General features: G+C 70.5%; 20 protein-coding genes and 1 pseudogene. 16 read left to right on the forward strand and 5 right to left on the reverse strand.

What is annotated here, in order from left to right; translation table 11 throughout:
* Positions 1-51: 51 nt before the first annotated feature.
* The 6 genes from H613_RS28865 to H613_RS0103525 all read left to right on the forward strand — a co-directional run bounded on the left by H613_RS28865 (position 52) and on the right by H613_RS0103525 (position 6,817).
* The gene (locus tag H613_RS28865) at positions 52-1,368 is read left to right on the forward strand and encodes a pectin acetylesterase-family hydrolase (protein WP_051392901.1); all 1,317 of its coding nucleotides are present in this window, start codon (positions 52-54) and stop codon (positions 1,366-1,368) included.
* Positions 1,369-1,540: 172 nt separating this feature from the next.
* The gene (locus tag H613_RS0103500) at positions 1,541-2,374 is read left to right on the forward strand and encodes a CPBP family intramembrane glutamic endopeptidase (protein ID WP_026922706.1); all 834 of its coding nucleotides are present in this window, start codon (positions 1,541-1,543) and stop codon (positions 2,372-2,374) included.
* Positions 2,371-3,519: a sensor histidine kinase gene (locus H613_RS0103505; protein ID WP_035735949.1), complete on the forward strand. Its 1,149-nt coding sequence runs from the start codon at positions 2,371-2,373 to the stop codon at positions 3,517-3,519. The genes H613_RS0103500 and H613_RS0103505 overlap by 4 nt, the downstream gene beginning before the upstream one ends.
* Positions 3,516-4,175, forward strand: a complete 660-nt coding sequence (locus H613_RS0103510; RefSeq protein ID WP_026922708.1) for a response regulator — start codon at positions 3,516-3,518, stop codon at positions 4,173-4,175. The genes H613_RS0103505 and H613_RS0103510 overlap by 4 nt, the downstream gene beginning before the upstream one ends.
* A 96-nt stretch (positions 4,176-4,271) precedes the next feature.
* Positions 4,272-6,143 carry an MFS transporter gene (locus H613_RS31615; RefSeq protein WP_084546301.1) on the forward strand — a complete coding sequence of 624 codons (1,872 nt, stop codon included), beginning with the start codon at positions 4,272-4,274 and terminating at the stop codon, positions 6,141-6,143.
* Between the two features lie 230 nt (positions 6,144-6,373).
* The gene (locus H613_RS0103525) at positions 6,374-6,817 is read left to right on the forward strand and encodes a DUF2269 family protein (RefSeq protein ID WP_026922709.1); all 444 of its coding nucleotides are present in this window, start codon (positions 6,374-6,376) and stop codon (positions 6,815-6,817) included.
* A gap of 5 nt (positions 6,818-6,822) precedes the next feature.
* Here the strand turns inward: H613_RS0103525 and H613_RS0103530 are convergent, their stop codons facing one another.
* Together H613_RS0103530 and mca are read right to left on the reverse strand one after the other, a co-directional pair.
* The gene (locus H613_RS0103530) at positions 6,823-7,407 is read right to left on the reverse strand and encodes a YqgE/AlgH family protein (RefSeq protein WP_026922710.1); all 585 of its coding nucleotides are present in this window, start codon (positions 7,405-7,407) and stop codon (positions 6,823-6,825) included.
* 289 nt (positions 7,408-7,696) lie between these two features.
* Positions 7,697-8,551, reverse strand: coding sequence for a mycothiol conjugate amidase Mca (gene mca, locus H613_RS0103535; RefSeq protein ID WP_035736104.1), 855 nt, complete (start codon positions 8,549-8,551; stop codon positions 7,697-7,699).
* Positions 8,552-8,737: 186 nt separating this feature from the next.
* On the opposite strand from mca, the gene H613_RS0103540 reads away from it, so the two are divergent.
* Together H613_RS0103540 and greA are read left to right on the forward strand one after the other, a co-directional pair.
* Complete coding sequence (locus H613_RS0103540) at positions 8,738-9,181, forward strand: DUF4307 domain-containing protein (protein WP_026922712.1); 444 nt, start codon at positions 8,738-8,740, stop codon at positions 9,179-9,181.
* 120 nt (positions 9,182-9,301) lie between these two features.
* A complete protein-coding gene (greA, locus tag H613_RS0103545) occupies positions 9,302-9,796 on the forward strand; it encodes a transcription elongation factor GreA (RefSeq protein WP_026922713.1) in 495 nt (164 codons plus the stop codon).
* Positions 9,797-9,945: 149 nt separating this feature from the next.
* Here the strand turns inward: greA and H613_RS0103550 are convergent, their stop codons facing one another.
* Positions 9,946-11,223: an ABC transporter ATP-binding protein gene (locus tag H613_RS0103550; protein ID WP_026922714.1), complete on the reverse strand. Its 1,278-nt coding sequence runs from the start codon at positions 11,221-11,223 to the stop codon at positions 9,946-9,948.
* Between the two features lie 466 nt (positions 11,224-11,689).
* On the opposite strand from H613_RS0103550, the gene ilvA reads away from it, so the two are divergent.
* From ilvA to H613_RS0103575, 5 genes and pseudogenes are all read left to right on the forward strand, one after another.
* Entirely contained in the window at positions 11,690-12,904 is a 1,215-nt protein-coding gene (gene ilvA / locus H613_RS0103555) for a threonine ammonia-lyase (protein ID WP_026922715.1), read from the forward strand.
* Positions 12,905-12,907: 3 nt separating this feature from the next.
* Positions 12,908-13,594 (forward strand): uracil-DNA glycosylase, encoded by a 687-nt coding sequence (locus H613_RS0103560; protein ID WP_026922716.1) that lies wholly within the window; start codon positions 12,908-12,910, stop codon positions 13,592-13,594.
* Between the two features lie 23 nt (positions 13,595-13,617).
* Positions 13,618-13,839: a hypothetical protein gene (locus H613_RS24180; protein ID WP_051392903.1), complete on the forward strand. Its 222-nt coding sequence runs from the start codon at positions 13,618-13,620 to the stop codon at positions 13,837-13,839.
* A gap of 12 nt (positions 13,840-13,851) precedes the next feature.
* A complete protein-coding gene (locus H613_RS0103570; protein WP_026922717.1) occupies positions 13,852-14,133 on the forward strand; it encodes an Rv1322 family protein in 282 nt (93 codons plus the stop codon).
* Between the two features lie 121 nt (positions 14,134-14,254).
* Positions 14,255-15,060, forward strand: a pseudogene (locus H613_RS0103575) (alpha/beta hydrolase); the annotation flags it as partial.
* Here the strand turns inward: H613_RS0103575 and H613_RS0103580 are convergent.
* Entirely contained in the window at positions 15,049-16,350 is a 1,302-nt protein-coding gene (locus tag H613_RS0103580) for a protein kinase domain-containing protein (protein ID WP_026922719.1), read from the reverse strand. The pseudogene H613_RS0103575 and the gene H613_RS0103580 overlap by 12 nt on opposite strands.
* Before the next feature lie 353 nt (positions 16,351-16,703).
* Here H613_RS0103580 and chvE point away from each other — a divergent pair, with 353 nt between their 5' ends.
* The 3 genes from chvE to mmsB all read left to right on the forward strand — a co-directional run bounded on the left by chvE (position 16,704) and on the right by mmsB (position 20,772).
* The gene (gene chvE / locus H613_RS0103585; RefSeq protein WP_035735954.1) at positions 16,704-17,792 is read left to right on the forward strand and encodes a multiple monosaccharide ABC transporter substrate-binding protein; all 1,089 of its coding nucleotides are present in this window, start codon (positions 16,704-16,706) and stop codon (positions 17,790-17,792) included.
* A 107-nt stretch (positions 17,793-17,899) separates the two neighbouring features.
* Positions 17,900-19,453 carry a multiple monosaccharide ABC transporter ATP-binding protein gene (gene mmsA / locus H613_RS0103590; RefSeq protein WP_026922721.1) on the forward strand — a complete coding sequence of 518 codons (1,554 nt, stop codon included), beginning with the start codon at positions 17,900-17,902 and terminating at the stop codon, positions 19,451-19,453.
* Positions 19,450-20,772 carry a multiple monosaccharide ABC transporter permease gene (gene mmsB, locus H613_RS24185; RefSeq protein WP_051392904.1) on the forward strand — a complete coding sequence of 441 codons (1,323 nt, stop codon included), beginning with the start codon at positions 19,450-19,452 and terminating at the stop codon, positions 20,770-20,772. Before mmsA ends, mmsB begins: the two co-directional genes overlap by 4 nt.
* Positions 20,773-20,865: 93 nt before the next feature.
* Here mmsB and H613_RS0103600 read toward each other — a convergent pair whose 3' ends face one another.
* Positions 20,866-22,761: a hypothetical protein gene (locus tag H613_RS0103600; protein WP_026922722.1), complete on the reverse strand. Its 1,896-nt coding sequence runs from the start codon at positions 22,759-22,761 to the stop codon at positions 20,866-20,868.
* Between the last annotated feature and the right edge of the window lie 49 nt (positions 22,762-22,810).

Here is a 22,810-nt window from a genome sequence, read left to right on the forward strand (position 1 = left end):
CCCCGGGAACCGAATCATCTGCCCTCCGAACAGAAAGCAGGACACTCCTTCATGGATGAAACACCCGAGCGGCGACCCCGCCGCCTCGCCGTCGCCCTCGCCGCAGCCCTGGTCCTGATCGCCGCCGGCACCGCCCTGGCGGTCTTCGGCGGCGACGAGACCGAGCCGCCCGCGGCCGTCGACCTCGAAGCGGTGCGGGCGGCGGCCGCCGAGTACGCCGAATGCGTGCGCGGCCAAGGGATCGCCGACTACCCCGACCCGCAGGTCGAAGACGACGGCAGCGTCATGTTCACCAACCTCTCCGAACTCGAAGCGCCGCAAGAGGAAGTCGAGGCGGCGCAGGACACCTGCCATCACATCCTGGAGGCCGTCACGCCCTCCGAGGGCGGCGAGGAACGCCACGAGATCAACCCCGCCGCCGCCGGATGGGAGCAGGTCCGAGCGGACGGCGACTGCCAGTGCGCCGACGGCTCCGACTACGGCTTCTACGCCCGCGAGGCCGACCCCGAGAAGGTGGTGCTCTACCTCGACGGCGGCGGCGCCTGCTGGTCCGCGGCCACCTGCGCGGGCGAGGGCGGCGGCTACCAGAGCGGCGTCGAGGACCCGGGCGGGGACGGCCTGTTCGACTTCGCCGACGAGCGCAACCCGTTCGCCGACCACTCGTTCGTCTTCGTCCCGTACTGCACCGCGGACCTCCACCTCGGCAACGCGACCACCGAGTACGAGCCCGGCCTCACCGTCCACCACGACGGCTACGCCAACGGCACCGCCGCCCTCGACTACCTCGCCGCGACCTTCCCGGACGCGGCCGAGGTCGTCGTGATCGGCGCCAGCTCCGGCTCGGCCGCGGCGCCGCTGTACGGCGGCCTGGCCGCGGACCTGCTGCCCGACGCCGAGGTCACCGTCATCGCCGACAGCTCCGGGTCCTACCCCGACGCGCCCGTGGTCAACGAGCAGGCCACCGCCGCCTGGGGCGTCCTCGACGCCGTCCCCGACTGGCCCGAGTACGACGGGATGACCGCCGAGGAGTGGAGCATCCCGGGCCTGTTCATCCAGAGCGGACTGCACGACCCCGATATCGTGTTCGCCCGCCACGACTACGCCCACGACGAGGAGCAGACGGTGCGCCTGGAGACCGCGGGCGTCCCCGTGGACGACCTGACGGCCCTCATCGACGCCAACGAGGCCATGATCGAGGACGCGGGGGTGAACGTGCTCAGCTACGTCGCCCCCGGCTCCCATCACCTCGCATTGGACGGCGACCGGTTCTACGCCGAGACCGTGGACGGCCGGGCGCTGGTCGACTGGGTCGCCGAGGTGGTCGAGACGGGGCAGGCCGAGGACGTCCACTGCACCGATTGCGACTGACGCCTCCCTCCGGGCGGGGCGGCGGGCCTTCGAAGGCCCGCCGCCCCGCCCGCTGTCCCCCGCGCGAGCTACGCGCAAGTGCCCACTTCACGGTGACGACGCCGCGCCGCCCGATCCGTAGCGTTCAACTCAGCCGCGGCACCCCCGCCGCGCAACTGAGGAAGGACGCTTCATGCGACTGGTCTGGCAGCTCCTGGCAACCGCCCCGATCGCCCTCATCGGCGGCAGGGCCGCGATGGCACTCCAAGAGAACATATGGCTCACCCTGCTGATCGGCCTCGCCACGGCCGCGCTCATAGTGCCCGTCTACCGATGGGTGGTGCGGCGCACCGAGCGTCGCGAGGTCACCGAGCTCGCCTGGGAGGGCGCTCCCGCCAAGACCGGCTGGGGGACGCTGATCGGCTTCGCGATGTTCGGCTTCGTCATCGTGAACATCGCGTTCCTCGGGTACTACACAGTGGATGGCATCGGCGACCCGATGGGCATGGTGGGGCTGTTCGGCTTCATGGCCGCCGCCGCCGTGACCGAGGAGATCATGTACCGCGGCATCCTGTTCCGCATCGTCGAAGGGTGGACCGGCACCTGGATCGCCCTGGTGCTCATCAGCCTCCTCTTCGGAGCGTCGCACCTGGCGAACCCGAACGCCAGCCTGTGGGGCGCCATCGCCATCGCCATCGAGGCCGGCGGCATGCTCGGCGCCGCCTACATCGCCACCCGCAACCTGTGGCTGCCCATCGGACTCCACTTCGGATGGAACTTCGCCGCGTCCGCCGTCTTCAGCACCGAGGTCTCCGGCAACGGCACTCCGAAGGGACTGCTCGACGCCGCCACCTCCGGCCCGAGCCCGATCACCGGCGGCGAGTTCGGCCCCGAAGGCAGCCTCTACACGGTCGTGTTCGGCCTGCTGCTGACGGTCATCTTCCTCTGGGTCGCAAAGCGACGCGGCAACCTGGTGCCCCGCCGCCGCGCCGACCGCGCCGAGCCCGCCGCTACACTGCCCGCGTGAAGCTCCAGCGGATCCCGGACCGGTGGCGAAGGCTCGACGTCACGGTCCGGGACCTCCCCCTCGGACTGCTGCTCGCCGCCCTGTCGTTCCTGCCGACGCTCCAAGGCCACGAGACGCAGGTCGGCGACCTGCCCGCGAGCCCCTTCGGCCCCATGACCGTCGTGGTGCTCGTCCTCGAATGCCTCCCGCTCGCGGTGCGCCGCAAGTATCCCGCCGTCTGCCTCGGCCTGGTGTCGCTCGGCTTCGTCATCTCGCTGCTCGGCAGCTACCACACGGTGGCCGGCACCGCAGTGGCCATCGCGCTGCTGAGCGCGGGCGCCCACCTGGAGCGCCACCGGCGGACGGCCGCGGCCGTCCTGACGGCGGTCTACGCGGCGGTGGCGTTCGCGCTCGTCCACCTGGGCTCGAACGAGGGCGTCGGCGGCTTCACGGCGTTCTACCTCCTCATGGCCGCCGCATGGTGCATGGGGGCCTGGCTGCGTCGCACCAGAGCCGCCGAGGCCGAGCGCCGCCGCCTCGTCGCCGAGGCCACCCGCACCGCCGAGCGCGCCCGCATCGCCCGCGAACTCCACGACGTCGTGACCCACCATGTGACGGCGATGGTCGTGCAGGCCGAGGCCGCCCGCTATCTGACCGCCGCGCCCGACCGCCTCGACCAGGCCCTGACGGCCGTCAGCGACACCGGCCGCCTGGCCGTCACCGACCTGCGGCACCTGCTCGACCTGCTCAACCCCGACCACGGCACCGAACCCCGGACGCCGCCGGTCGGCAGGCTCCTCACGCTCGTGGAGCAGACGCGACGGGCCGGGCAGCCGGTGGAGTTCACCGAGGAGGGCACCCCGGCCGCCTCGACCGGCAGCGCCGACCTCGTCGCCTACCGGATCGTGCAGGAGTCGTTGACCAACGCCCTCAAGTACGCCCACGGCAGCCGCACCTCGGTGCGGGTGCGCCACCGCGAAAGGGAGATCAGCGTGGAAGTCAGCACGGACGGGTCCGGTGCGTCCTCGCCGATCCGCGGCGGGAGCGGGCGCGGCCTCGCGGGCCTGCGCGAACGCGTCGACGTCCTGGGCGGCGACTTCAGCGCCGAACGGGCGGGCGGCGGCTTCGTCGTGCGGGCGCGCCTGCCCGCCGGGAGCCCGTCGTGACCGCCCCGATCCGGGTCCTGGTCTGCGACGACCAGATGCTCATCCGCACCGGCCTGGTGACGATCATCGACGCCCAGCCCGACCTCGAGGTCGCGGGCGAGTGCGGCGACGGCCAGGCCGCGCTCGACCTCGCCGAGCGGCTGCGCCCCGACGTCGTGGTGATGGACGTGCGCATGCCGGTGCTCGACGGCATCGAGGCCACCCGCCGCCTCGCCGGTGCCGCCGTGGCGAACCCGGTCAAGGTCCTGGTGGTGACGACGTTCAACCTCGACGAGTACGTCTACGAGGCGCTGCGCGCCGGGGCGAGCGGCTTCCTGCTCAAGGACGCGCCGCCGAGCCAGCTGCTGCACGGGATCCGGACCGTCGCCACGGGCGCGGCGCTGCTCGACCCCGAGGTCACCCGCCAGCTCGTCGGCAGGTACGCCGCCCGCATCCGGCCCGCCGAAGGCGCCGCCGACGAGACGCCGCTGACCCCGCGCGAGATGGAGGTCCTGCGGCTGATCGCCGACGGCCGCTCCAACGGCGAGATCGCCGCGGCCCTGGTGATCAGCCCCGAGACCGTGAAGACCTTCGTCTCGCGCATCCTCGCCAAGCTCGGCCTGCGCGACCGCGTCCAAGCGGTCGTCTACGCCTACCGCCACGGCCTGGTGACCTGAGGCGTTCCCAGCGGCCGCGAACCGCCTGGACGCGCGGCGCCATTCCGGCACATACTCGACGGCGGCACCCCGCGCCCCGCCGAAAGGACCGCACGCATGTCCACCCTCACCACCCCCGGCCGCCCGGCCACCGAGTCCTCGAAGCGGCGACGGGCGCTGGCGATCGGCGCGCTCGGATTGGGGGCCTTCGGCATCGGGCTGACCGAGTTCGTCGTCGTCGGCCTGCTCGGGCCGATCGGCGAGGACCTCCACGTGTCGGTCCCCACCGCCGGGCTCCTGGTCACCGGCTACGCGGCGTCGGTGGCGATCGGAGCGCCGATCATGACCGCCGCCGGGACGCGCCTGCCGCGCAAGACCATGCTCATCGTGCTCATGGGCCTGTTCATCGCCGGGAACGCCCTCGCCGCCGTCGCCACCGGGTACTGGGTGCTCATGGCCGGCCGCGTCGTCTCGGCCCTGTGCCACGGCGCCTACATGGGCATCGGCCCGGTCATGGCCGCGAGCCTGGTCGCCCCCGAGCGGCGCTCGCGCGCCATCGCGCTCATGATGACCGGCCTGACGCTCTCGACCGTGGTCGGCGTGCCGTTCGGGACGGCCCTGGGCCAGCAGCTCGGCTGGCGGGCCGCGTTCTGGGCCATCGCGATCATCGGCGGCGCCGCGCTGGCCGCGATCGCCGCGTTCCTGCCCTCGCGCGCGAACGAGGCGGGCGGCACGCTCCGCGGCGAACTGGCGGTGTTCCGCCGCGTCCAGGTGTGGCTGGTGCTGGCGGTCACGATGCTCGCCTGGGGCGCGGCGTACGCCGCGATCACCTTCCTGGAACCGATCCTGACGCGCGTGGCCGGTTTCGACGACGCGGCGGTGCCGTGGCTGATGCTGCTGTTCGGCGTGGGGCTCACCGCCGGGAACCTGCTCGGCGGCAGGCTCGCCGACCGCGGGCTCACACCCGCCATGTACGGGACCATGGCCGCGGCGATCGCCGCGCTGGTCGCCTTCGCCTTCGCCGTGCACCACCAGGCGTCGGCGGTGGCGATGGTGTTCGTGCTGGGGGCCGCCTGCTTCGCGATGGTCCCGGTCTTCCAGACCCGCGTGATGGACGCGGCCAAGGACGCGCCGTCGCTCGCCTCCTCGACGAACGCCGCGGCGTTCAATGTCGGCATCGCCTCCTCGGCCTGGCTCGGCGGCCTGGCGATCGACGGCGGCCTCGGGTTGACCGCGCCGGTGTGGATCGGCGTGGCCCTGGGCGCCGCCGCGCTCGCCGTCGCCGCGGCCTCCGGCGCCGTCGAGCGCCGCACGGCCACCGGGCGAGAGGGCCGTGCCTTATCCTCGGGAGACATCCTCCCCTCTGGAAAGACGGACACTGTGAAGAAGACGACCCCGCTCATCGCCTTCCTGCTGGCCTCCCTCCTCTCCTCGTGCGGCCTCCTCGGCGGTGAGGAAGCCGGAGAGGACTTCGGCAGCGACACGGCGATGGCCGTGGACGACGCCGTGCAACTGGAGTTCCGGATAGCGGAGGGCGCCGAGGGCGCCTCGGACGAGAAGGAGTGCCTGGCGCTCAACCCCGACAGCGGCGGCCTCACCACGCACGTCGACGAGGGCCCCGACGAGCCGGCCACCGTGTGCGCCGAAGTCGCCGGAGCGCAGTTCGAAGGCGTCCCGTTCGAGATGACCCTCGCTCCGGCGGTCGTGACCGGCGAGCACGTGGAGTACATCGACTTCGACTACGGGACGGCGGGGATCCCGGCGGTGTACGTGGTGCTCGACGACGAAGGCGTCTCGGCCTGGAAGGCCGAGGTGGAGGCGGAGCCGTTGTACTCGCCCGTGCGCATACTGGTCGACGGTCGGCCGCTCCCGCCGCTCGCCATCGATCTCAGCCGCAATGACGTCCTCAACATCGGCGGCTTCGACACGCTGGACGAGGCCGAGGCCATCGCGACGACGATGGCGTCCGGCTTCGAAGGCTCGCAATGACGGCTCTCGGCATCGGATCGCGCTCCCGCTCCTGACCGGCCCGCGCCACCGGCCGGGCACGGTCGGCCCGAAGCCGCCGGAGCGACCCGAAGTTCCCGCCCACGGCGCGGGACGCGGCTTTGCGATCAGGAACCGTCCCACGACGGCGCTCGACCCGCGTCGAACCGCTCGTTCCCGGCGCGATCACCGTTTTGGGCGAATGTGACCTCATGCGTCCGTAGAATCACCCTATGCACACACTGCTGGAGGTCCTCCACGTGCTGAGCGTGGTGGTCCTCGTCGGTCCCGCCATGCTCGTTCCGTGGCTCGGCGAGCGGGCGCTGCGCGCCCGCGACGGCGACGCCGTCCACGCGGCGGGCCGCCGCGCCATGGCCTTCAACGCGCTGACGCTCCTCGCGGCCGTCTTCGGCGCGCTCGTGGTGTCCACGGGCGACTACTACTCCTTCGGGGACCCCTGGCTCATCATCGCCTCGACCCTGTACGTCATCGCCCTCGTCAACGGCGCCGCGGTCATCCCCGGCGTCCTGGCCCGCATCGGCAAGGACCTCCAGGACTCCGAGGGCGTCCTCGACGGCGAGACGCTCGAGCAGCACCGCGGCCGGCTGCTGGCGCTCTCGGGCCTCAACCTCGTGTTCTACGCCGCCGTCATCGTCCTCATGGTCTGGCGCCCGTGAACGGCTCAGTTCAAGGCCGGATCGGCGGGGTAGTGCGCCACCGCCGAGAGCAGGCCGCCCTGGCGCTTCCACACCATCGACCACAGCTCCTCGGGGTTCGTCGAGAATGGATCGGTGGGGAGGGCGTCGAACACCATCCACGCGCCCGCGTCGATCTCCGACTCCAGCTGCCCGGGCACCCACCCGGCGTACCCGGCGAACACGCGCATCCCGTCCAGCAGGTCGGAGACCTCGCCGGGGTCCCGCGACAGGTCGAGGGTGCCCAGGCGGCCCGTGACCGGCCGGAACGCGTCCGAGGAGGGCGCGTCGGCCTTGCGCCAGCCCAGCGCGATGGCCGCCTCCGGCTGCACCGGGCCGCCCTCGAAGAGCACCGCCGGGTCGCCCGCCAGGCCGCCCCAGTCGCCGAGCACGTCCGCCACCGGCAGCTCGGTGGCCCGGTTGAGGACGACGCCGAGGACGCCGTCGGACTCGTGCCCGACGCCGATCACGACGGTCCGATCGAAGTTGGGGTCCTGCAGCGTTGGCGTGGCGACGAGGAGACTTCCGACGAACGACACCGTCGGCGCCGGTGAAGTTTCGCGACTGACCATGGCTCCACCTCCGTTCTGCCGCCGCCGTCGTTACGCGCCCGTGGCCCTTCATGGCGAAGCCTGCGAACCGTGTGAACGGCTCGGGCCTTCTCCTTGGCACGGTATCCCGCGGCGGCGCGCTTGCAACAACGTTCCCGCACTTTCCGAGGAATTACACCGTGGTGTCGGGAGACCGACAGTTCGTGCCCTACGGAGGGTGCATGGGCGGGGACGTTCCGGCATCGCGAACGTGATGGGTGGAGACCGGTGGGGTTCCCGTGGCGTAACGGGGACACAGGGGACGGTGGGGTCAGCGCACTCCGGCGAAGAGGTCGTCCTCCGGGAGGACCGAGTCGACGTGGGACTCGACGAGCTCGTAGTCCTCGGTGGGCCACGCCTTCTCCTGGATCTCGCGCGGCACGGCGAACCAGAACCCGTCGGGGTCGACCTGCGTCGCGTGCGCCTTGAGCGCCTCGTCGCGGATGTGGAAGCACTCGGCGCACTCCACGCGCGTGGTGACCCGCTCGCTCTTGTCGCGCGCCCAGTCGCGGTCGCCCGCGATCCAGTCCGCATAGGGCGATTCGAGCCCGGCGTCGACCATGCCCTGGTGGAGCGCCTCGATCCGCGCCTTGCCGAACGAGTGGCCGTAGTACAGCTTCAGCGGCTGCCACGCCTCGCCCCGGTCGGGGTACAGCGCCGGGTCCCCGGCGGCCCGGAAGGCCGCGACGGACACCTCGTGGGTCTTGACGTGGTCGGGGTGCGGGTAGCCGCCCTCCTCGTCGTAGGTGGTGACGACGTGCGGCTTGAACGAGCGCATGATCTCCACCAGCGGCGCGGCGGCCTTCTCGGTGGGCACGAGATAGAAGGCGTCGGCGGGCAGCGGGATCCCCGAGCCGGGGAGCCAGCCGTCGGGGAGCCCGGAGTCGGTGAAGCCGAGCCAGTGCTGGTCGACGCCGAGGATCGCCCGCGCCCGGTCCATCTCCTCGGTGCGGATCCGCGGCAGGTTCGCCTGGACCTCGGGCCGGTCCATCTTCGGATTGAGCACGTCGCCGCGCTCGCCGCCGGTGCAGGTGACCACCAGCACCTCGACGCCCTCGCGGACGTAGCGCGCCATCGTGGCGGCGCCCTTGCTCGATTCGTCGTCGGGGTGCGCATGGACACACATCAGGCGCAGACTGGTGGACGCGTTCGACACGGCGTATGACCTCACTGGTGGGTGCGGAGTACAGCGGCTGGGGCCGAAGAGCCGACTCGCGCCGGCATGAAGGTTGTCGGCTCTGGCATTCTGTGCAACGATACTCGATAATCGTTTCTTCCCAGCCCGACGACATCTGCGCTAGAAAGCGGCCGAATGACTGAGACCAAGACCACGGATAGGCGTGCGTCCGCCCGGGACGACATCGCCTTCCCCGCCGGTCGCTACGGTCGCCGTCGTGAGCGTCGGCGCGCCCGCCCGGTGGTGGTCGCGGTGCTGACCCTGGCGGTGATCGCCGCGGGCGCGGCCGCGTCGTGGCGCCTCTACGACCAGTACGGGCACGGGGACTACACGTCGAACCTCTTGGCGTTCGACGATTCGGCGGAAGGCCGGGTGTCGGTCACCTTCGAGGTGTTCAAACCGGCCGGCGAGGGCGCCGTCTGCCGCGTGAGGTCGCGCGACATCAACGGCGCCGAGATCGGGTCCGCTGAAGTCGAGATCCCAGCGGACGAATCGACCCGAGTCGAGACGACCTACACGCTGACGGTGACGGGAGAGCCCAACACCGGCGAAGTCCAGCGGTGTTGGCAGGCGGACTGACCACTTCATCTTCGGCCCGCCGCACCGTATCCAGGTCGGCGGGCATTTTGCTACTCGCATACCGCTACGCAGCGGACCCGTACAGAGCACGGATCGCAACATTTCGGAGGATTTGGAACCATGGCTACTCACAGCAACCAGGGCACGTGGCTGACCCAGGAGGCCTACGACCGCCTCAAGGGCGAGCTGGACGAGCTCATCGCGAACCGACCCGCGATGGCCGCCGAGATCAACGCCCGGCGCGAAGAGGGCGACCTGCGCGAGAACGGCGGATACCACGCCGCCAAGGAGGAGCAGGGCAAGCAGGAGGGGCGCATCCGCCAGCTCGAGGACCTGCTGCGGGGCGCGAAGGTCGGCGAGGTCAAGGCCAGCGACGAGATCCAGATCGGCACGGTCGTCACGATCGCCTTCGACGGCGACCCGGACGACACCGAGAAGTTCCTGCTCGGCTCCCGCGAGATCGGTGCGACGACGGACCTGACCGTCTACAGCCCCGACTCGGCGCTCGGGTCGGCGATCCTCGGGCACAAGGAGGGCGACACGGTCGCCTACAAGACACCCAATGGCGCGGAGCTGTCGGTGAAGATCGTCGGCACCGAGCTGTTTCAGGGCTGATTTACGGCTCGCAAGCTTCGCCGTGGCCGGCTGATTTACGGCTCGGAAGCGTCGCCGTAGCTGCTGATCACTCGAAAACGCCGCCGGAGCGGCCGCAGAACACGAAGCGCTTGAGGGGCCGCCGGGCCCCTCAAGCGCTTCCGGCGTTTTCAGGCGCGCTGGCTCCACCCGACGTCGATGCGCTTGCCGAACTTGTCGAAGTAGTGCAGCGCGTCCATGTGCACGGCCACGGTGATCGGCTGCCCGGCCGAGATGGGGATGTGCGGGGGCAGCCGGAACACCAGGTCGGCGGGCTTGCGAATGGGCCCGGTGTCCTCGTCGGGGCGCCGCTCGGAGGAGCCGGCGCCGAAGCCGGAGAACAGGCCGGTCAGGCGCCTGCGCGGCTTGGAGCCGTTGCGGGCGAGATCGGGCTTGTCGCCGATGCCGTCGGGGACGATCGCGGTGGCGCCGATGTCGAGGAAGACGAGGGTCTCGTGGCCGTGGTGCTCGTAGAAGCGGACGCGGCCCTGGAGGGACTGGCCGGGCTGGCCCTCGGCGACGGGGGCGAGCGCCTCGGCCCGCATGCCGACCACGATGTTCTCGCCGTGGTAGCGGGCGACGGCCCTGCCGCGGAGGTCGTGCCAGGGCAGCCGGAGCTCCTGGTCGCCGAAGTCGAGGGCGACGTAGCGGTCGAGGTAGACGTTGACGCGGGCCTCGAGCAGGTTCATGCGGGGCGTGCCGAGGAACGCCGCGACGTACATCGTGGCGGGCCGCTCGTAGATCTCGTCGGGGGTGCCGACGTCCTGGAGGACGCCCTTGCGCAGGACGGCGACGCGGTCGGCCATCGTCAGCGCCTCGGTCTGGTCGTGCGTGACGTACAGCGTGGTGGCGTCGTGGCGGCGCACCAGCGAGGAGATCTCGGTGCGCAGCTCGGCTCTGAGTCCAATGTCGAGGTTCGAGAGGGGCTCGTCCATGAGGAACAGCTTGGGCCTGCGCACCAATGCGCGCCCCATTGCGACGCGCTGCTGCTGGCCGCCGGAGAGCTGCCCGGGCTTGCGCTCGAGCAGATCGCTGATGCCCAATGCCCCCGCCATGTCGCCGACCGCTTCGGGGACGCTCTGCCCGCCGTTCTTCTTCCCGAGTTTGAGGGGGAAGCCGATGTTCTCGCCGACCGACATATGCGGATAAAGTGCAAAAGTCTGAAAAATCATCGCGGCATTGCGCTCGCGGGGCGGAAGGTCATTCGCGTATTCGCCGTCGAGCATGATCTCGCCCTCGGAGGGCGCCTCGAGTCCGGCGACCATGCGGAGGACGGTGGACTTGCCGCAGCCGGAGGGTCCCAGGAGCACCAGGAACTCGCCGTGGTTGACTTCCATGTTCAAGGAGTCCACGGCCAGGGTTTCGCCGGGGAACACCTTCGAGACGTTCTTCAGCGTGACAGCAGTCACCGTAAACTCCAGGGGTTCATCAAAGGGGACCGGTAGGTGCATCTTCGCCAAGTGAGGCCGATGCGTCGACGTGGTTGACTAGGCGTAGCTTAAGCCTTGCTGTGCCGCTGGGTGTCGGGGCCCACCCTTCTCGCTCCGGGTGAACCCGAGGTTACGGAAGGTGTCTCCCTCCGTGCGATGCGGATGGCGCCGCAAGTCGCCACTATAGGGTGAGCGGGCGATGTTCCGAGTATCGTAACCGGTTTCAAACAGATGCGCATCGGTCGCGAAAATATCCTATAGGATATTTGATTCTGTGAATGGTCCATTTGCGCATCGCTCCCATTACCGTCCACTCGCGCCGTTCTGATATGTCATTTCCTTGCGCCGCAAGCACAATAGAAGAAAACCGGTTCAGATTCACGGACGGGCGCGCCGCGTCTTCCGCACCCGGCCCCGCCACCGCGCCCGTGACTACGATCGAGGCGTGACCGAGCTCGTTTCCATCGACGACATCCGCGCGGCGGCCGCCGAACTCGAAGCGGTCGTGCGCCGCACGCCCCTCGAACCCTCGCGCGACCCCGCCCTGCCCGGCGTCTTCCTCAAATGCGAGAACCTCCAGCGGGCCGGCTCGTTCAAGATCCGCGGCGCCTACATGCGCGTCTCGCACCTCTCGCCCGAGCAGCGAGCCCGCGGCGTCGTCGCCGCCTCCGCGGGCAACCACGCCCAAGGCGTCGCCCTCGCCGCCTCCACCCTCGGCATTCGGGCCACCGTCTTCATGCCCGAGGCCGCCCCCCTCCCCAAGCTCGCCGCCACCAAGGGCTACGGCGCCGAAGTGGTCCTCGGCGGCCTCACCGTCGACGACGCCCTCGAAGCGGCCCACCGCTTCGCCGACGAGACCGGCGCGACCCTCATCCACCCCTTCGACCACCGCGACATCGTCGCCGGCCAGGGCACCATCGCCCTGGAGATCCTCGACCAGCTGCCCGAGGCGGCCACCGTCGTCACCGCCGTCGGCGGCGGCGGCCTGGTCGCCGGCATCGCCGCCGCCGCGAAGCACCTGCGCCCCGACCTCCGCATCGTCGGCGTCCAGGCCGAAGGCGCCGCCGCCTACCCCGAGTCCCTCGCCGAGGGCAAGCCCGTCCGCCTCGAATCGATGCACACCATCGCCGACGGCATCGCGGTCGGCAAACCCGGCGAGGTGCCCTTCGCGCACGTCGTCGACCTCGTCGACGAGATCGTCACCGTGACCGAAGAGGACATCAGCGTCGCCCTGCTGTCCCTGCTGGAGCGCAACAAGCTCGTCGCCGAACCGGCCGGTGCCACCGCCTACGCCGCCCTGCTCAGCGGCGCCGTGACCTACGAGGGCCCCACCGTCGCCGTCATCTCGGGCGGCAACATCGACCCGCTCCTGCTCATGCGCCTCATCGAGCACGGCCTGGCCGCCTCCGGCCGCTTCCTGCGCTGCAACCTGCGCTGCGACGACCGGCCCGGCACCCTCGCCTCCATCCTCCAGCTCGTCGGCTCCACCGGCGGCAACATCGTCGACGTCTACCACCAGCGCTCCGACCCGCGCCTGCACATCGGCGAGGTCTCAGTGGACCTTTCGATCGAAACGCGAGGATCCGAACAGGCGGCCGAAATCGTTGCAGTGCTGCGCGACGCGGGATATTTCTTGACGGGGGCGGGTTCTAGCATCTGAGCCATGAAAAGTCTTGAAGAACTCGTAGAGCCCGGCTGGGCCAAGGCCCTCGCCCCCGTCGCCGACGACGTCGCGAAGATGGGGGAGTTCCTGCGCCAGGAGGTCGCCGACGGGCGGCGCTACCTGCCCGCGGCCGAACACATCCTGCGCGCCTTCCAGCAGCCGTTCGACGACGTCAAGGTCATCATCGTCGGCCAGGACCCCTACCCCACCCCCGGCCACGCCATCGGCCTGTCCTTCGCCGTCGCCCCCGACGTGCGCCCCATCCCCAAGAGCCTGGTCAACATCTTCAACGAGTACCGCGACGACCTCGGCTACCCGCTGCCCGCCAACGGCGACCTCACCCCCTGGGCCGAGCAGGGCGTCCTGCTGCTCAACCGCTCCCTGAGCGTCCAGCCCGGGCAGCCCGCCTCCCACCGCGGCAAGGGCTGGGAGTCGGTCACCGAGCAGGCCATCAAGGCGCTCGCCGAGAGGGGCGGCCCGGCCGTGGCCATCCTGTGGGGCGCCGACGCCCGCAAGCTCAAGCCGCTGCTCGGCTCCGTGCCCTCCATCGAGTCGGCCCACCCCTCGCCGCTGAGCGCCCGCCGCGGCTTCTTCGGCTCCAAGCCGTTCAGCCGCGCCAACGAGCTCCTCGTCGAGCAGGGCGGTGAGCCGGTCGACTGGCGGCTCCCGGCGCTGCAGGACGCCTGAGCGGCGGCGCTACCGTTGTAGACGTGGAGTTCCTGGCACAAGAATTCGGACCGGACCGACCGCAGGCCCTGGCGGGGCCGCTCGGCCTGTTCATCACCGTGTTGCTCGTGATCGTGACGGTCATGCTGATCAGGGGGATGAACAAGCACGTGCGGCGCCTCAACGAACGCCTCGACCGCGAGGCCGCCATGGAGGCGAACGCCGCTGACGCGGCCGAGAGCGGCGCCGACACCGACCGCTCGTAGGGGCGCGGGTCGATGCCCCGAAAGAACCGCCGCCTGCGCTCGCCTGAGCGCGGGCGGGGCGTCTCCGCGGACTCCAGCACCGTCGAAGGGCCCGACGGCCGCTTCCAGTTCCGCCGCATCAACGGATCGGCGGCCGAGAAGACCTACCGCTGCCCCGGCTGCGATCTCACGATCAGGCCGGGGACACCGCACGTCGTGGCCTGGGCCGACGGCGGCGACGGCGACGACCGCCGCCACTGGCACACCGGCTGCTGGAACGCCCGGGACCGCAGACGCCCGGGCCACTTCGGATGAACGGAGTGAATCCGAACGAGCGGCGCAGCGGGTAAGGGGCGGGATAGTGCCCGCACCGCCGCACTGCAAGCTCTGACACAGCGGGTGGATATGCACCCCTTTCCGAGGCGATAATGCCGCCATGGCTGTCATCAGATCGGCGAGCATGCTGCCCGCCCGCAGGGAACCGATCACCCTCGAGACCGCCGACGGGCTCAGCCTCGTCGGCGAGGTCGCCCTGCCCCCCAGCGCCGAACCGGAGGCGACGATCGTCTGCGTCCACCCGCTGCCCACCCACGGCGGCATGATGGACTCCCACGTGTTCCGCAAGGCCGCCTGGCGGCTGCCCGCCCTCGCGAACATGGCGGTCGTCCGCTTCAACACCCGAGGCACCGAGTCCCAGCAGGGCAAGAGCGAAGGCGAGTTCGAAGGCGCCGTCGGCGAGCGCTACGACGTCGCCGCCGCCGTCGAGTACGCCGAGTTCGCCGAGCTGCCCCGCCCTTGGCTGCTCGGCTGGTCGTTCGGCACCGACCTGACGCTCAAGTACGGCCTGGAGCCGGGCGTGGAGGGCGCGGTGCTCATGTCCCCGCCCCTGCGCTACTCCGACGAGGAGGACCTGGCGCGCTGGGCCGAGGACGGCCGCCCGCTCCTGGCCCTCGTCCCCGAGAACGACGACTACCTCCAGTACCCCGAGGCCCGCGAGCGCTTCGCCGCGGTCCCGCAGGCCGAGGTCGTCGAGATCGCCGGCGGCGGCCACCTGTGGGTCGGCAAGGCCGAAGAGGCCCTCGACCGGATCGTCGGCAGGATCCTGCCCGATCATGCCCCGCTGCCGCGCGAGTGGGACGGCCCGATGGAGCGCGGTGACACCTCCGCGTACGCGAACAAGACCGTCGCGGCCTTCGGCGGCTTCTTGCCGCCCCCGGACCGCGAAGCGGACTAACCGCAGCTGAGGAACTCGGTGATGCTGTCGGGCAGGGACGTGTCCGCGCAGTCGGTGACCGCGACGAGGTCCTCGCCCTCGATGCGCCACACGAGCCGCTCGTGCGGCGTCGTGTCGCCGCCGCCCGATCCGCCCTGGTAGTTCACCGTGGCCGCCACGAAGTCGTCGCCGGCGCACCAGCTGTCGACCACGGTGGCGCCCTCGATCTGCTCGCTGATCCGCCCGCCCAGCGCCGCCGGGTCCGAGCACACCGACGCGGAGGCGGGGTTCGTCGCCGCGTACGTCGCCAGCGCGGCCCCGCCGAGCAGCGCGCCGGTGAGGGCGACGCCCGCGCTGGCGGTGCCGATCTTGCGCAGCCGGGGCCGCAGGCCGGTGCGGGCGCGCCCCGGCCGGTAGGGGGCCAGTTCGGTGGAGACCGAGACGGTGACGGGCCGCAGCCTGCGCTGCGGCACCAGTCCGGCGGCGACGGTGACGGCCTTGTAGCCGGGGGCCCGCATCCCGCCGAGATCGACGGCGCTGAGCTGCTCGCGGAAGGCGTCGGCGGTGGGGCGGCGGCGCGGGTCGGGGTGCAGCGCGGCGCCGATGACGTCGGTCAGGTCGGTGGCGACGCCCGGGACGTGGGGGACCGGCGCGGCCCGCAGGAGCGGGTCGGCGACGTCCTCGCGGCCCGACCGCACCCACGGCAGGCGCCCGCCGAGGGCGCTGTAGAGGACCGTGGCGAGGGCGTAGACGTCCCCGGCCGGGCTGGCGGCGACCTCGCCCGCGACGGCGGCGTCGAGGTGCTCAGGGGCGGTGTAGGGGCTCGGCGGCAGCGGCGCGGCCAGGACGGGGGCGGTGACGTCGTAGGCGGTGAGCTGGAGGAGGCGGCCGGAGCCGACGAGGAGGTGGCCGGGCTGGATGGCGCCGTGGATGAGGCCGGCGCGGTGGTAGACGGCGACGGCGTCGCTCAGCGCCACGCCGAGGGCGCGCACCTGCCCGGCGGGCATGGGGCCGTGCTCGACGAGCAGGTCGACGAGGGTGCGCCGGGTGGCGCCGACGGCCAGGTAGGGGCGGCCGTTCTCGGTCAGCCCGACGGCGCTGCACGGCGACAGGTGGGGGTGGGCGGCGAGGCCGGTGAGCTTCGAGGCCCATTCGAGGAAGACTTCGCGGCGGGATCCGTCGACGCGCTCGTGGGCGACGGTCACGCACAGGAGGTGAGTGGGGTCAGAGGCGACGATCCCGCTGAAGACGCTGCATACCGGGTCGCGATGCAGTAAACGGTCGACGGTGGCGGCACCGACGGTCGTCATGCTCGACATGGTCACCTCCTCGGAGGGCTCGTCTGACTGGCTGGCGTGATTTGCCACCAAATGTGAGGCTATCCCATCCGATCGATCGAGTGGTAGTGGGCCAAGGGGATGTGGCACGAACGGACGGTGGAACGGCGCCGGACGGCCACCTTTTCATGTGATCATGATGCCCGATGTGTCGGCGGGGGCTCAAGTGTCGTAGTTTCGGCGCCGTGGAAATGCAACGATTCGGACACGAGACCGATCTGGTGTTGACGACTGTGGAAAAACGTTGAAGCATCGATGACGTCTTGACCCCAGGATGCTTGTGATTATCGGTAACACAGTCAATCGCGGCATCCGGTACGAAGGAGTACTAACACATGAACGTCAACCGACGGCATTTGCTGACCGGTTCTATCGGTGCCACCGCGGTCGCTCTGACCGCGTCGGCTTGCGCCTCCGAGGACGGCGGCGGCGACGGCGATGCCAAGAAGGTCGGCATCGCCATGCCCACCAAGACCTCCGAGCGCTGGATCCTCGACGGCGACAACCTCAAGGCCTCATTCGAGGACGAAGGGTACGAAGTCACCCTCCAATACGCCAACGACGAGGTCGACACGCAGGTCAGCCAGATTGAGACCATGGTGAGCCAGGGGCACGACTTCCTGGTCATCGCCGCCATCAACAACGAAGCGCTCAACGGCGTCCTGGCCCAGGCCAAGGAGCAGGACACCACCGTCATCTCCTACGACCGGCTCATCCTCGGCACCGAGGACGTCGACTACTACGCCTCCTTCGACAACCAGCAGGTGGGCGTGCTGCAGGGCGGCTACATCGTCACCGCGCTCGACCTGGAGAACGCCGCGGGGCCGTTCAACATCGAGCTCTTCGCCGGTTCGCTGGACGACAACAACACCAAGTACTTCTTCGGTGGCGCGATGGAGCAGCTCCAGCCCTACATCGACGAGGGCAAGCTGGTCGTCGTCTCCGGGCAGACCGAGATGGAGCAGGTGGCGACCGAGCGCTGGGACGGCGCCCTCGCCCAGTCCCGCATGGACGACATCCTCTCGACGCACTACGGCAGCAAGAAGGTCGACGCCGTCCTGTCGCCCTTCGACGGCATCAGCCGCGGCGTCATCGCCTCGCTGGAGAGCGCCGGCTACACCCTTGAGGACCTGCCGGTCGTGACCGGCCAGGACGCCGAGGTCGAGTCGCTCCAGTACATCATCGACGGCCGCCAGACCTCGACGGTCTTCAAGGACACCCGCGATCTGGCCGCCGTCACCGTCGACATGGTCGTCGCCGTGGCCAACGGCGACAAGCCCGAGGTCAACGACACCGAGACCTACGACAACGGCGTCAAGGTCGTGCCCGCGATGCTCCTGGAGCCCGTCAGCGTCGACATCACCAACTACCAGGAGGTCGTCGTCGACTCCGGGTACGTCGACGCCTCGAAGCTGGAGCAGTAGGGGCGGGGCCCGCAAGCGCACCACCTCTCGAAGGGGCGCCCCGCCCACCCGGGGCGCCCCCGAAACCTCTCCCCAGAGCAGCATCGTGAATCCATATAGGACCAGTCATGTCTGAAGACATCCTCCGCATGAGGGGGATCACCAAGCGGTTCCCGGGCGTCCTCGCGCTCGACGGCGTCGACATGCGGGTCAAGCGGGCCTCCATCCACGCCCTCGTGGGCGAGAACGGGGCCGGCAAGTCGACCCTCATGAAGATCCTGTCCGGCGTGTACGCCCACGGCGACTTCGAGGGCGAGATCGAACTCGAGGGCCGGCCCGCCCGCTTCCGCAACATCCGCGACTCCGAGGAATCGGGCGTCGTCATCATCCACCAAGAACTCGCGCTCGTCTCCGAGCTGTCGATCGCCGAGAACATCTACCTCGGCAACGAGCAGACCAAGCGCGGCGTCATCTCCTGGGACCGCACCAACGCCGAGGCCGCCCGCCTCATGGAGCAGGTCGGCCTCCACGAGCACCCGCAGACGCTCGTCGAGAAGATCGGCGTCGGCAAGCAGCAGCTCGTCGAGATCGCCAAGGCCCTCTCCAAGCAGGTCAAGCTCCTCATCCTCGACGAGCCCACCGCCGCGCTCAACGACTCCGACTCCGAGAACCTCCTCGAACTGCTCAAGCAGCTCCGTGAGAACGGCGTCACCTGCATCATCATCTCCCACAAGCTCGGCGAGGTCCTCGCCGTCGCCGACGAGATCACGGTGCTGCGCGACGGCCAGACCATCGAGACGCTCCACACCGTCGACGACGCGGTCACCGAGGACCGCCTCATCAAGTCGATGGTCGGCCGCGACCTCGCCCACCTCTACCCGCCGCACACGCCCGACATCGGCGAGACCTTCTTCGAGGTCAGCGACTGGACCGTCCACCACCCCGAGCACCGCGAGCGCGTCGTCGTCAACAACGCCGCGCTCACCGTCGCGCGCGGGGAGATCGTCGGCCTCGCCGGCCTCATGGGCGCCGGGCGCACCGAGTTCGCCATGAGCGTCTTCGGCCGCTCCTGGGGCGGCAACATCTCCGGCGAGGTCACCCTCGACGGCCGCCGGCTGCGGCTGAACAGCGTCGCCGACGCCATCAGGGCCGGCATCGCCTACGCCACCGAGGACCGCAAGCAGTACGGCCTGCACCTCGACTACGACCTGCGCGAGAACTTCACCCTGCCCGGGCTGGACAAGGTCTCCAAGAACGGCGTGATCGACCTGCACAAGGTGACCTCGGTCGCCGAGCGCCTGCGCGGGGACTTCGGGGTCAAGGCCCCCTCGGTGTACCAGCTCGCCGGGAACCTCTCGGGCGGCAACCAGCAGAAGATCGTGCTCGGCAAGTGGGTCTTCACCGAGCCCGAACTGCTCATCCTCGACGAGCCGACCCGAGGCATCGACGTCGGCGCCAAGTACGAGATCTACGAGCTGATCCAGGAACTGGTCGACCAGGGCAAGGGTGTCCTGATGATCTCGTCCGAACTGCCCGAGCTGCTCGGCATGTGCGACCGCATCTACGCGATGAGCGCCGGGCACATCACCGGGCAGGTCGACCGCGAGAACGCCACACAGGAAGAGCTGATGCGTCTCATGACCCTTGAGACCGCCAGCGGGGGAGAAGAGCAACGCCAATGACCATCAAGACCACCGCGGCCCGTCCGAGCCTGTGGACGGCCGTGCGCAACATCAACCTGCGCGCCTACGGCATGATCATCGCCCTGGTGTCGATCATGGTGCTGTTCCAGATCCTCGACGTGGTGCTGCAGGACTCGAACTTCATCACGCCGCGGAACCTCACCAACGTGATCCTGCAGAACTCGTACATCCTGATCCTCGCGATCGGGATGATGCTGGTGATCGTCAACGGGCACATCGACCTGTCGGTCGGCTCCGTGCTCGCCTTCTGCGGCGCCGTGTCGGCGATCGCGCTCTCCGACTGGGGCCTGCCGTGGTACCTCGCGGTCCTCGTCGCCGTCGGCGCGGGCGCCCTCATCGGCGTCTGGCAGGGGTTCTGGATCGCGTTCGTGCGAATACCGGCGTTCATCGTGACCCTGGCCGGCATGCTGCTGTTCCGCGGCCTGACGCTCAAGGTCCTCGACGCCGAGACCATCGGCACCGACGGCACGTACAACATGCTCGCCTCCGGCTACACCATCGCCGGCTTCGACCTGCGCGTGCCCACGCTCGTCATCGGCATCCTCGGGGCGGCGCTCTACATCGCCCTGGCGGTGCGCGCCCGCTCCCGCCAGGCCAAGGCCGGCATCGCCGGGTCCTCGCAGCTCGCTTGGGCGGCTAAGACCCTCATCCTCGCCGCCGTCATCGTCGTCGCCGCGTACACGTTCTACTCCTACAAGGGCCTGCCGCTCATCGGCTGGATCCTCCTGCTGCTGGTGGTCGTCTACACGTTCGTCGCCAACCGCACCGTGTTCGGCCGCCACATCTACGCCGGCGGCGGCAACGAGAAGGCCGCGATGCTCTCGGGCGTCAAGACCAAGCAGACGTCCTTCTGGGTGTTCGTCAACATGGGCGCCCTCTCGGGCCTGGCCGGCGTCATCGTGACCGCCCGCCTCCAGGCGGCGACGCCGGACGCGGGCAACATGTTCGAGCTGCACGCCATCGCCTCGTCGTTCATCGGCGGCGCCTCGATGACCGGCGGCGTCGGCACCATCATCGGCGCCGTCATCGGCGGTCTGGTCATGGGCGTGATGAACCAGGGCATGCGCGTCCTGGGCGTCGCGACCGACACCGTCCAGGTCATCCTCGGCCTGGTCGTGCTCGCCGCGGTGTTCTTCGACGTGTGGAACAAGAAGCGCGCCTCCGGGCCGATCGTGGGCACCACCCCGGGCGGCTCCGGCGAGGCCAAGCGCAAGGGCGGCGGGCCGGACGGCTCGGGACCCTCCGGCGACGACTCCAAGGACAAGGACAAGGAGCCCGAACCGGCCGGTGTCAAGTAGCACCGGTGCCAAATAGCTCAGCCGCCGAATTGAGCTGACGCGATACGAAAGGGGCCCCGCGGCGATCGCCGCGGGGCCCCTCGCACGTCCTCGCTACGAGGAGACCCTGGCGGTCTCGCTCTCGGCGTCGCTGGACTGCCCGTCCTGGCCCGCGCTCTTGCCGCGGCCCGCGTTCGGGCGGTTCTGCGGACGCGAGCGGTTCTCGGACTCGCCGTCCTTGGTGCCGCTCTTCTTGGCGGCGCTCTTGGACGCCGTGCCCTTGGCGGCACCGCCGTCCTGACCGCCGCCCCGGGCCTCCTCCAAGAGCCGCTTGGCCTGCGCCCTGGCCGTGGCCAGGATCGCCTCGGAGTCGCGCCGAGCGGTCTGCTTGGCGGCCCTGGACAGCTCCTCGGCCCGCCGCTTCGCCGTCTCGGCGCGCTTCTCGGCCGAGGCGATGATCTCCGCCTGGCGTCCCTCGATCTCCTCGGCCCGCAGCTCGGCCTCTTCGAGCAGCCGGGCCGCCTGGGCCTTCGCGTCGGCGAGCAGGCGCTCGCGCTCGCTCTCGATCTGCTCCAGCTCGGCGCGGGCCCGCTCGGCGGCCGCCTGCGCCTCCCGCCGGTCGTTCTCGGCCTCGGTCCGCAGCCGCCCGGCCTCGGCGCTCGCGGCCTCGGTCAGCTCCTTCGCCTGCGTGTTCGCCTCGGCGGTGATCCGCTCGGCCTCGCCCGCCGCCCGCTCGCGCATCTCGGCGATCCGGACCTCGGTCTCCTCGGTGAGCCTGCGCGCCGCCTCAGCGGCCCGCTCGCGCTCGGCGCCGGTGGAGGCCTCCGTCTCCGCCCGCAGCCGCTGCGCCTCGGTCTCGGCCTCCTCAGACAGCCGCAGCGCGGCCCGCTCGGACTCCTCGGTGACCTGACGCGCCCGCTCGTCCGCCTCGGCGGTGAGCCGCTCGGCCCGCTCTCCGGCGTCCTTGATGAGCGCCTCGGCCTCCGCGGCGGCCTCCTCGACGCGCCGCTGCGCCTCCTGACGCAGCCGCTTGGCCTCGTCGGCCGCCTCGGTGCGCGTCAGCGTCGCCTGATCGGCCGCCTCGGCGCGCAGGCGCGTCGCCTCGTTCTCGGCCTCGACGCGGACGGTCTGCGCGAACGTCTCGGTCTCCTGCTTGAACCGGTCGAGGTTCTCCACCGTCTCGGTGCGCAGGCGCCCCATCTCGGCCTCGTGCTCGGCCCGCTGGCGCTCGGCCTCGGCCACGGCTTCGGCCACGATCCGGTCGGCCTTCTCGCGCGCCTCGGCGACGGACTGCTCGGCGGCGACGCCCGCCTCGTCCTTGATCTGCTGCGCCTCGGCCCGCAGCCGCTCCACGTGGGCGACCAGCTGGCGGGTCTGCTCGTCGGCGGCGGCCCGCTTGCTCTCGGCGTCCTGCTCGGCCTCCGAGACCAGCGCGGCGGCCCGCTCCTTCGCCTGGTCGACCATCGCCTGCGCCTCGCGGGCGCGCTTGTTGATCTCGGCGTCGATGATCGCCCGCCGGTCGGCCTCGGCCTTCTCGGCCGCGGCCCGCCGCGCCTTGAGGGTCGTCTCGAAGTCCTTGCGGGCCTCCTCGATCTGCGCCTCGGCCTCGCGCAGCTTGTTCGCGGCGTGCCGGTGTATCTCCTCAGTCTCGGTGTGGGCCCCGGCCTTGATCTCCGCCGCCTGCTCCTCGGCCAGGGTCAGCATGTGCTCGATACGGATGCCCAAGTGGCGGTACGAGGCCTTGTCGCCGGCCGCGCTCCGCCTGCGCAGCTCCTGGATCTGGCCCTGCAACTGCTGGACCTGGACCACGAGCCGGTCGATCTGCGCCAACGCCTCGGCCCGCTCGCCGGCGAGCGTGTCGATCTGCAGCTGCATGCTGGTGAGGGTCCGGTTGACCTGCCGCTTGTCGTATCCGCGCAGCGCGGTCTCGAACCCGTAGTCGATGGACTGACCCTCATCGAAACCGGTCAGCAGTTCCGAGTCATCGCTGAGTCTGTTGTCACGCGCCATACGCTCATCCTCACATGAGCCGCGTCCCGTCCACCCCGGCTAAGGGACC

It is taken from the genome of Glycomyces arizonensis DSM 44726, assembly GCF_000482705.1.
GTDB lineage: Bacteria > Actinomycetota > Actinomycetes > Mycobacteriales > Micromonosporaceae > Glycomyces > Glycomyces arizonensis.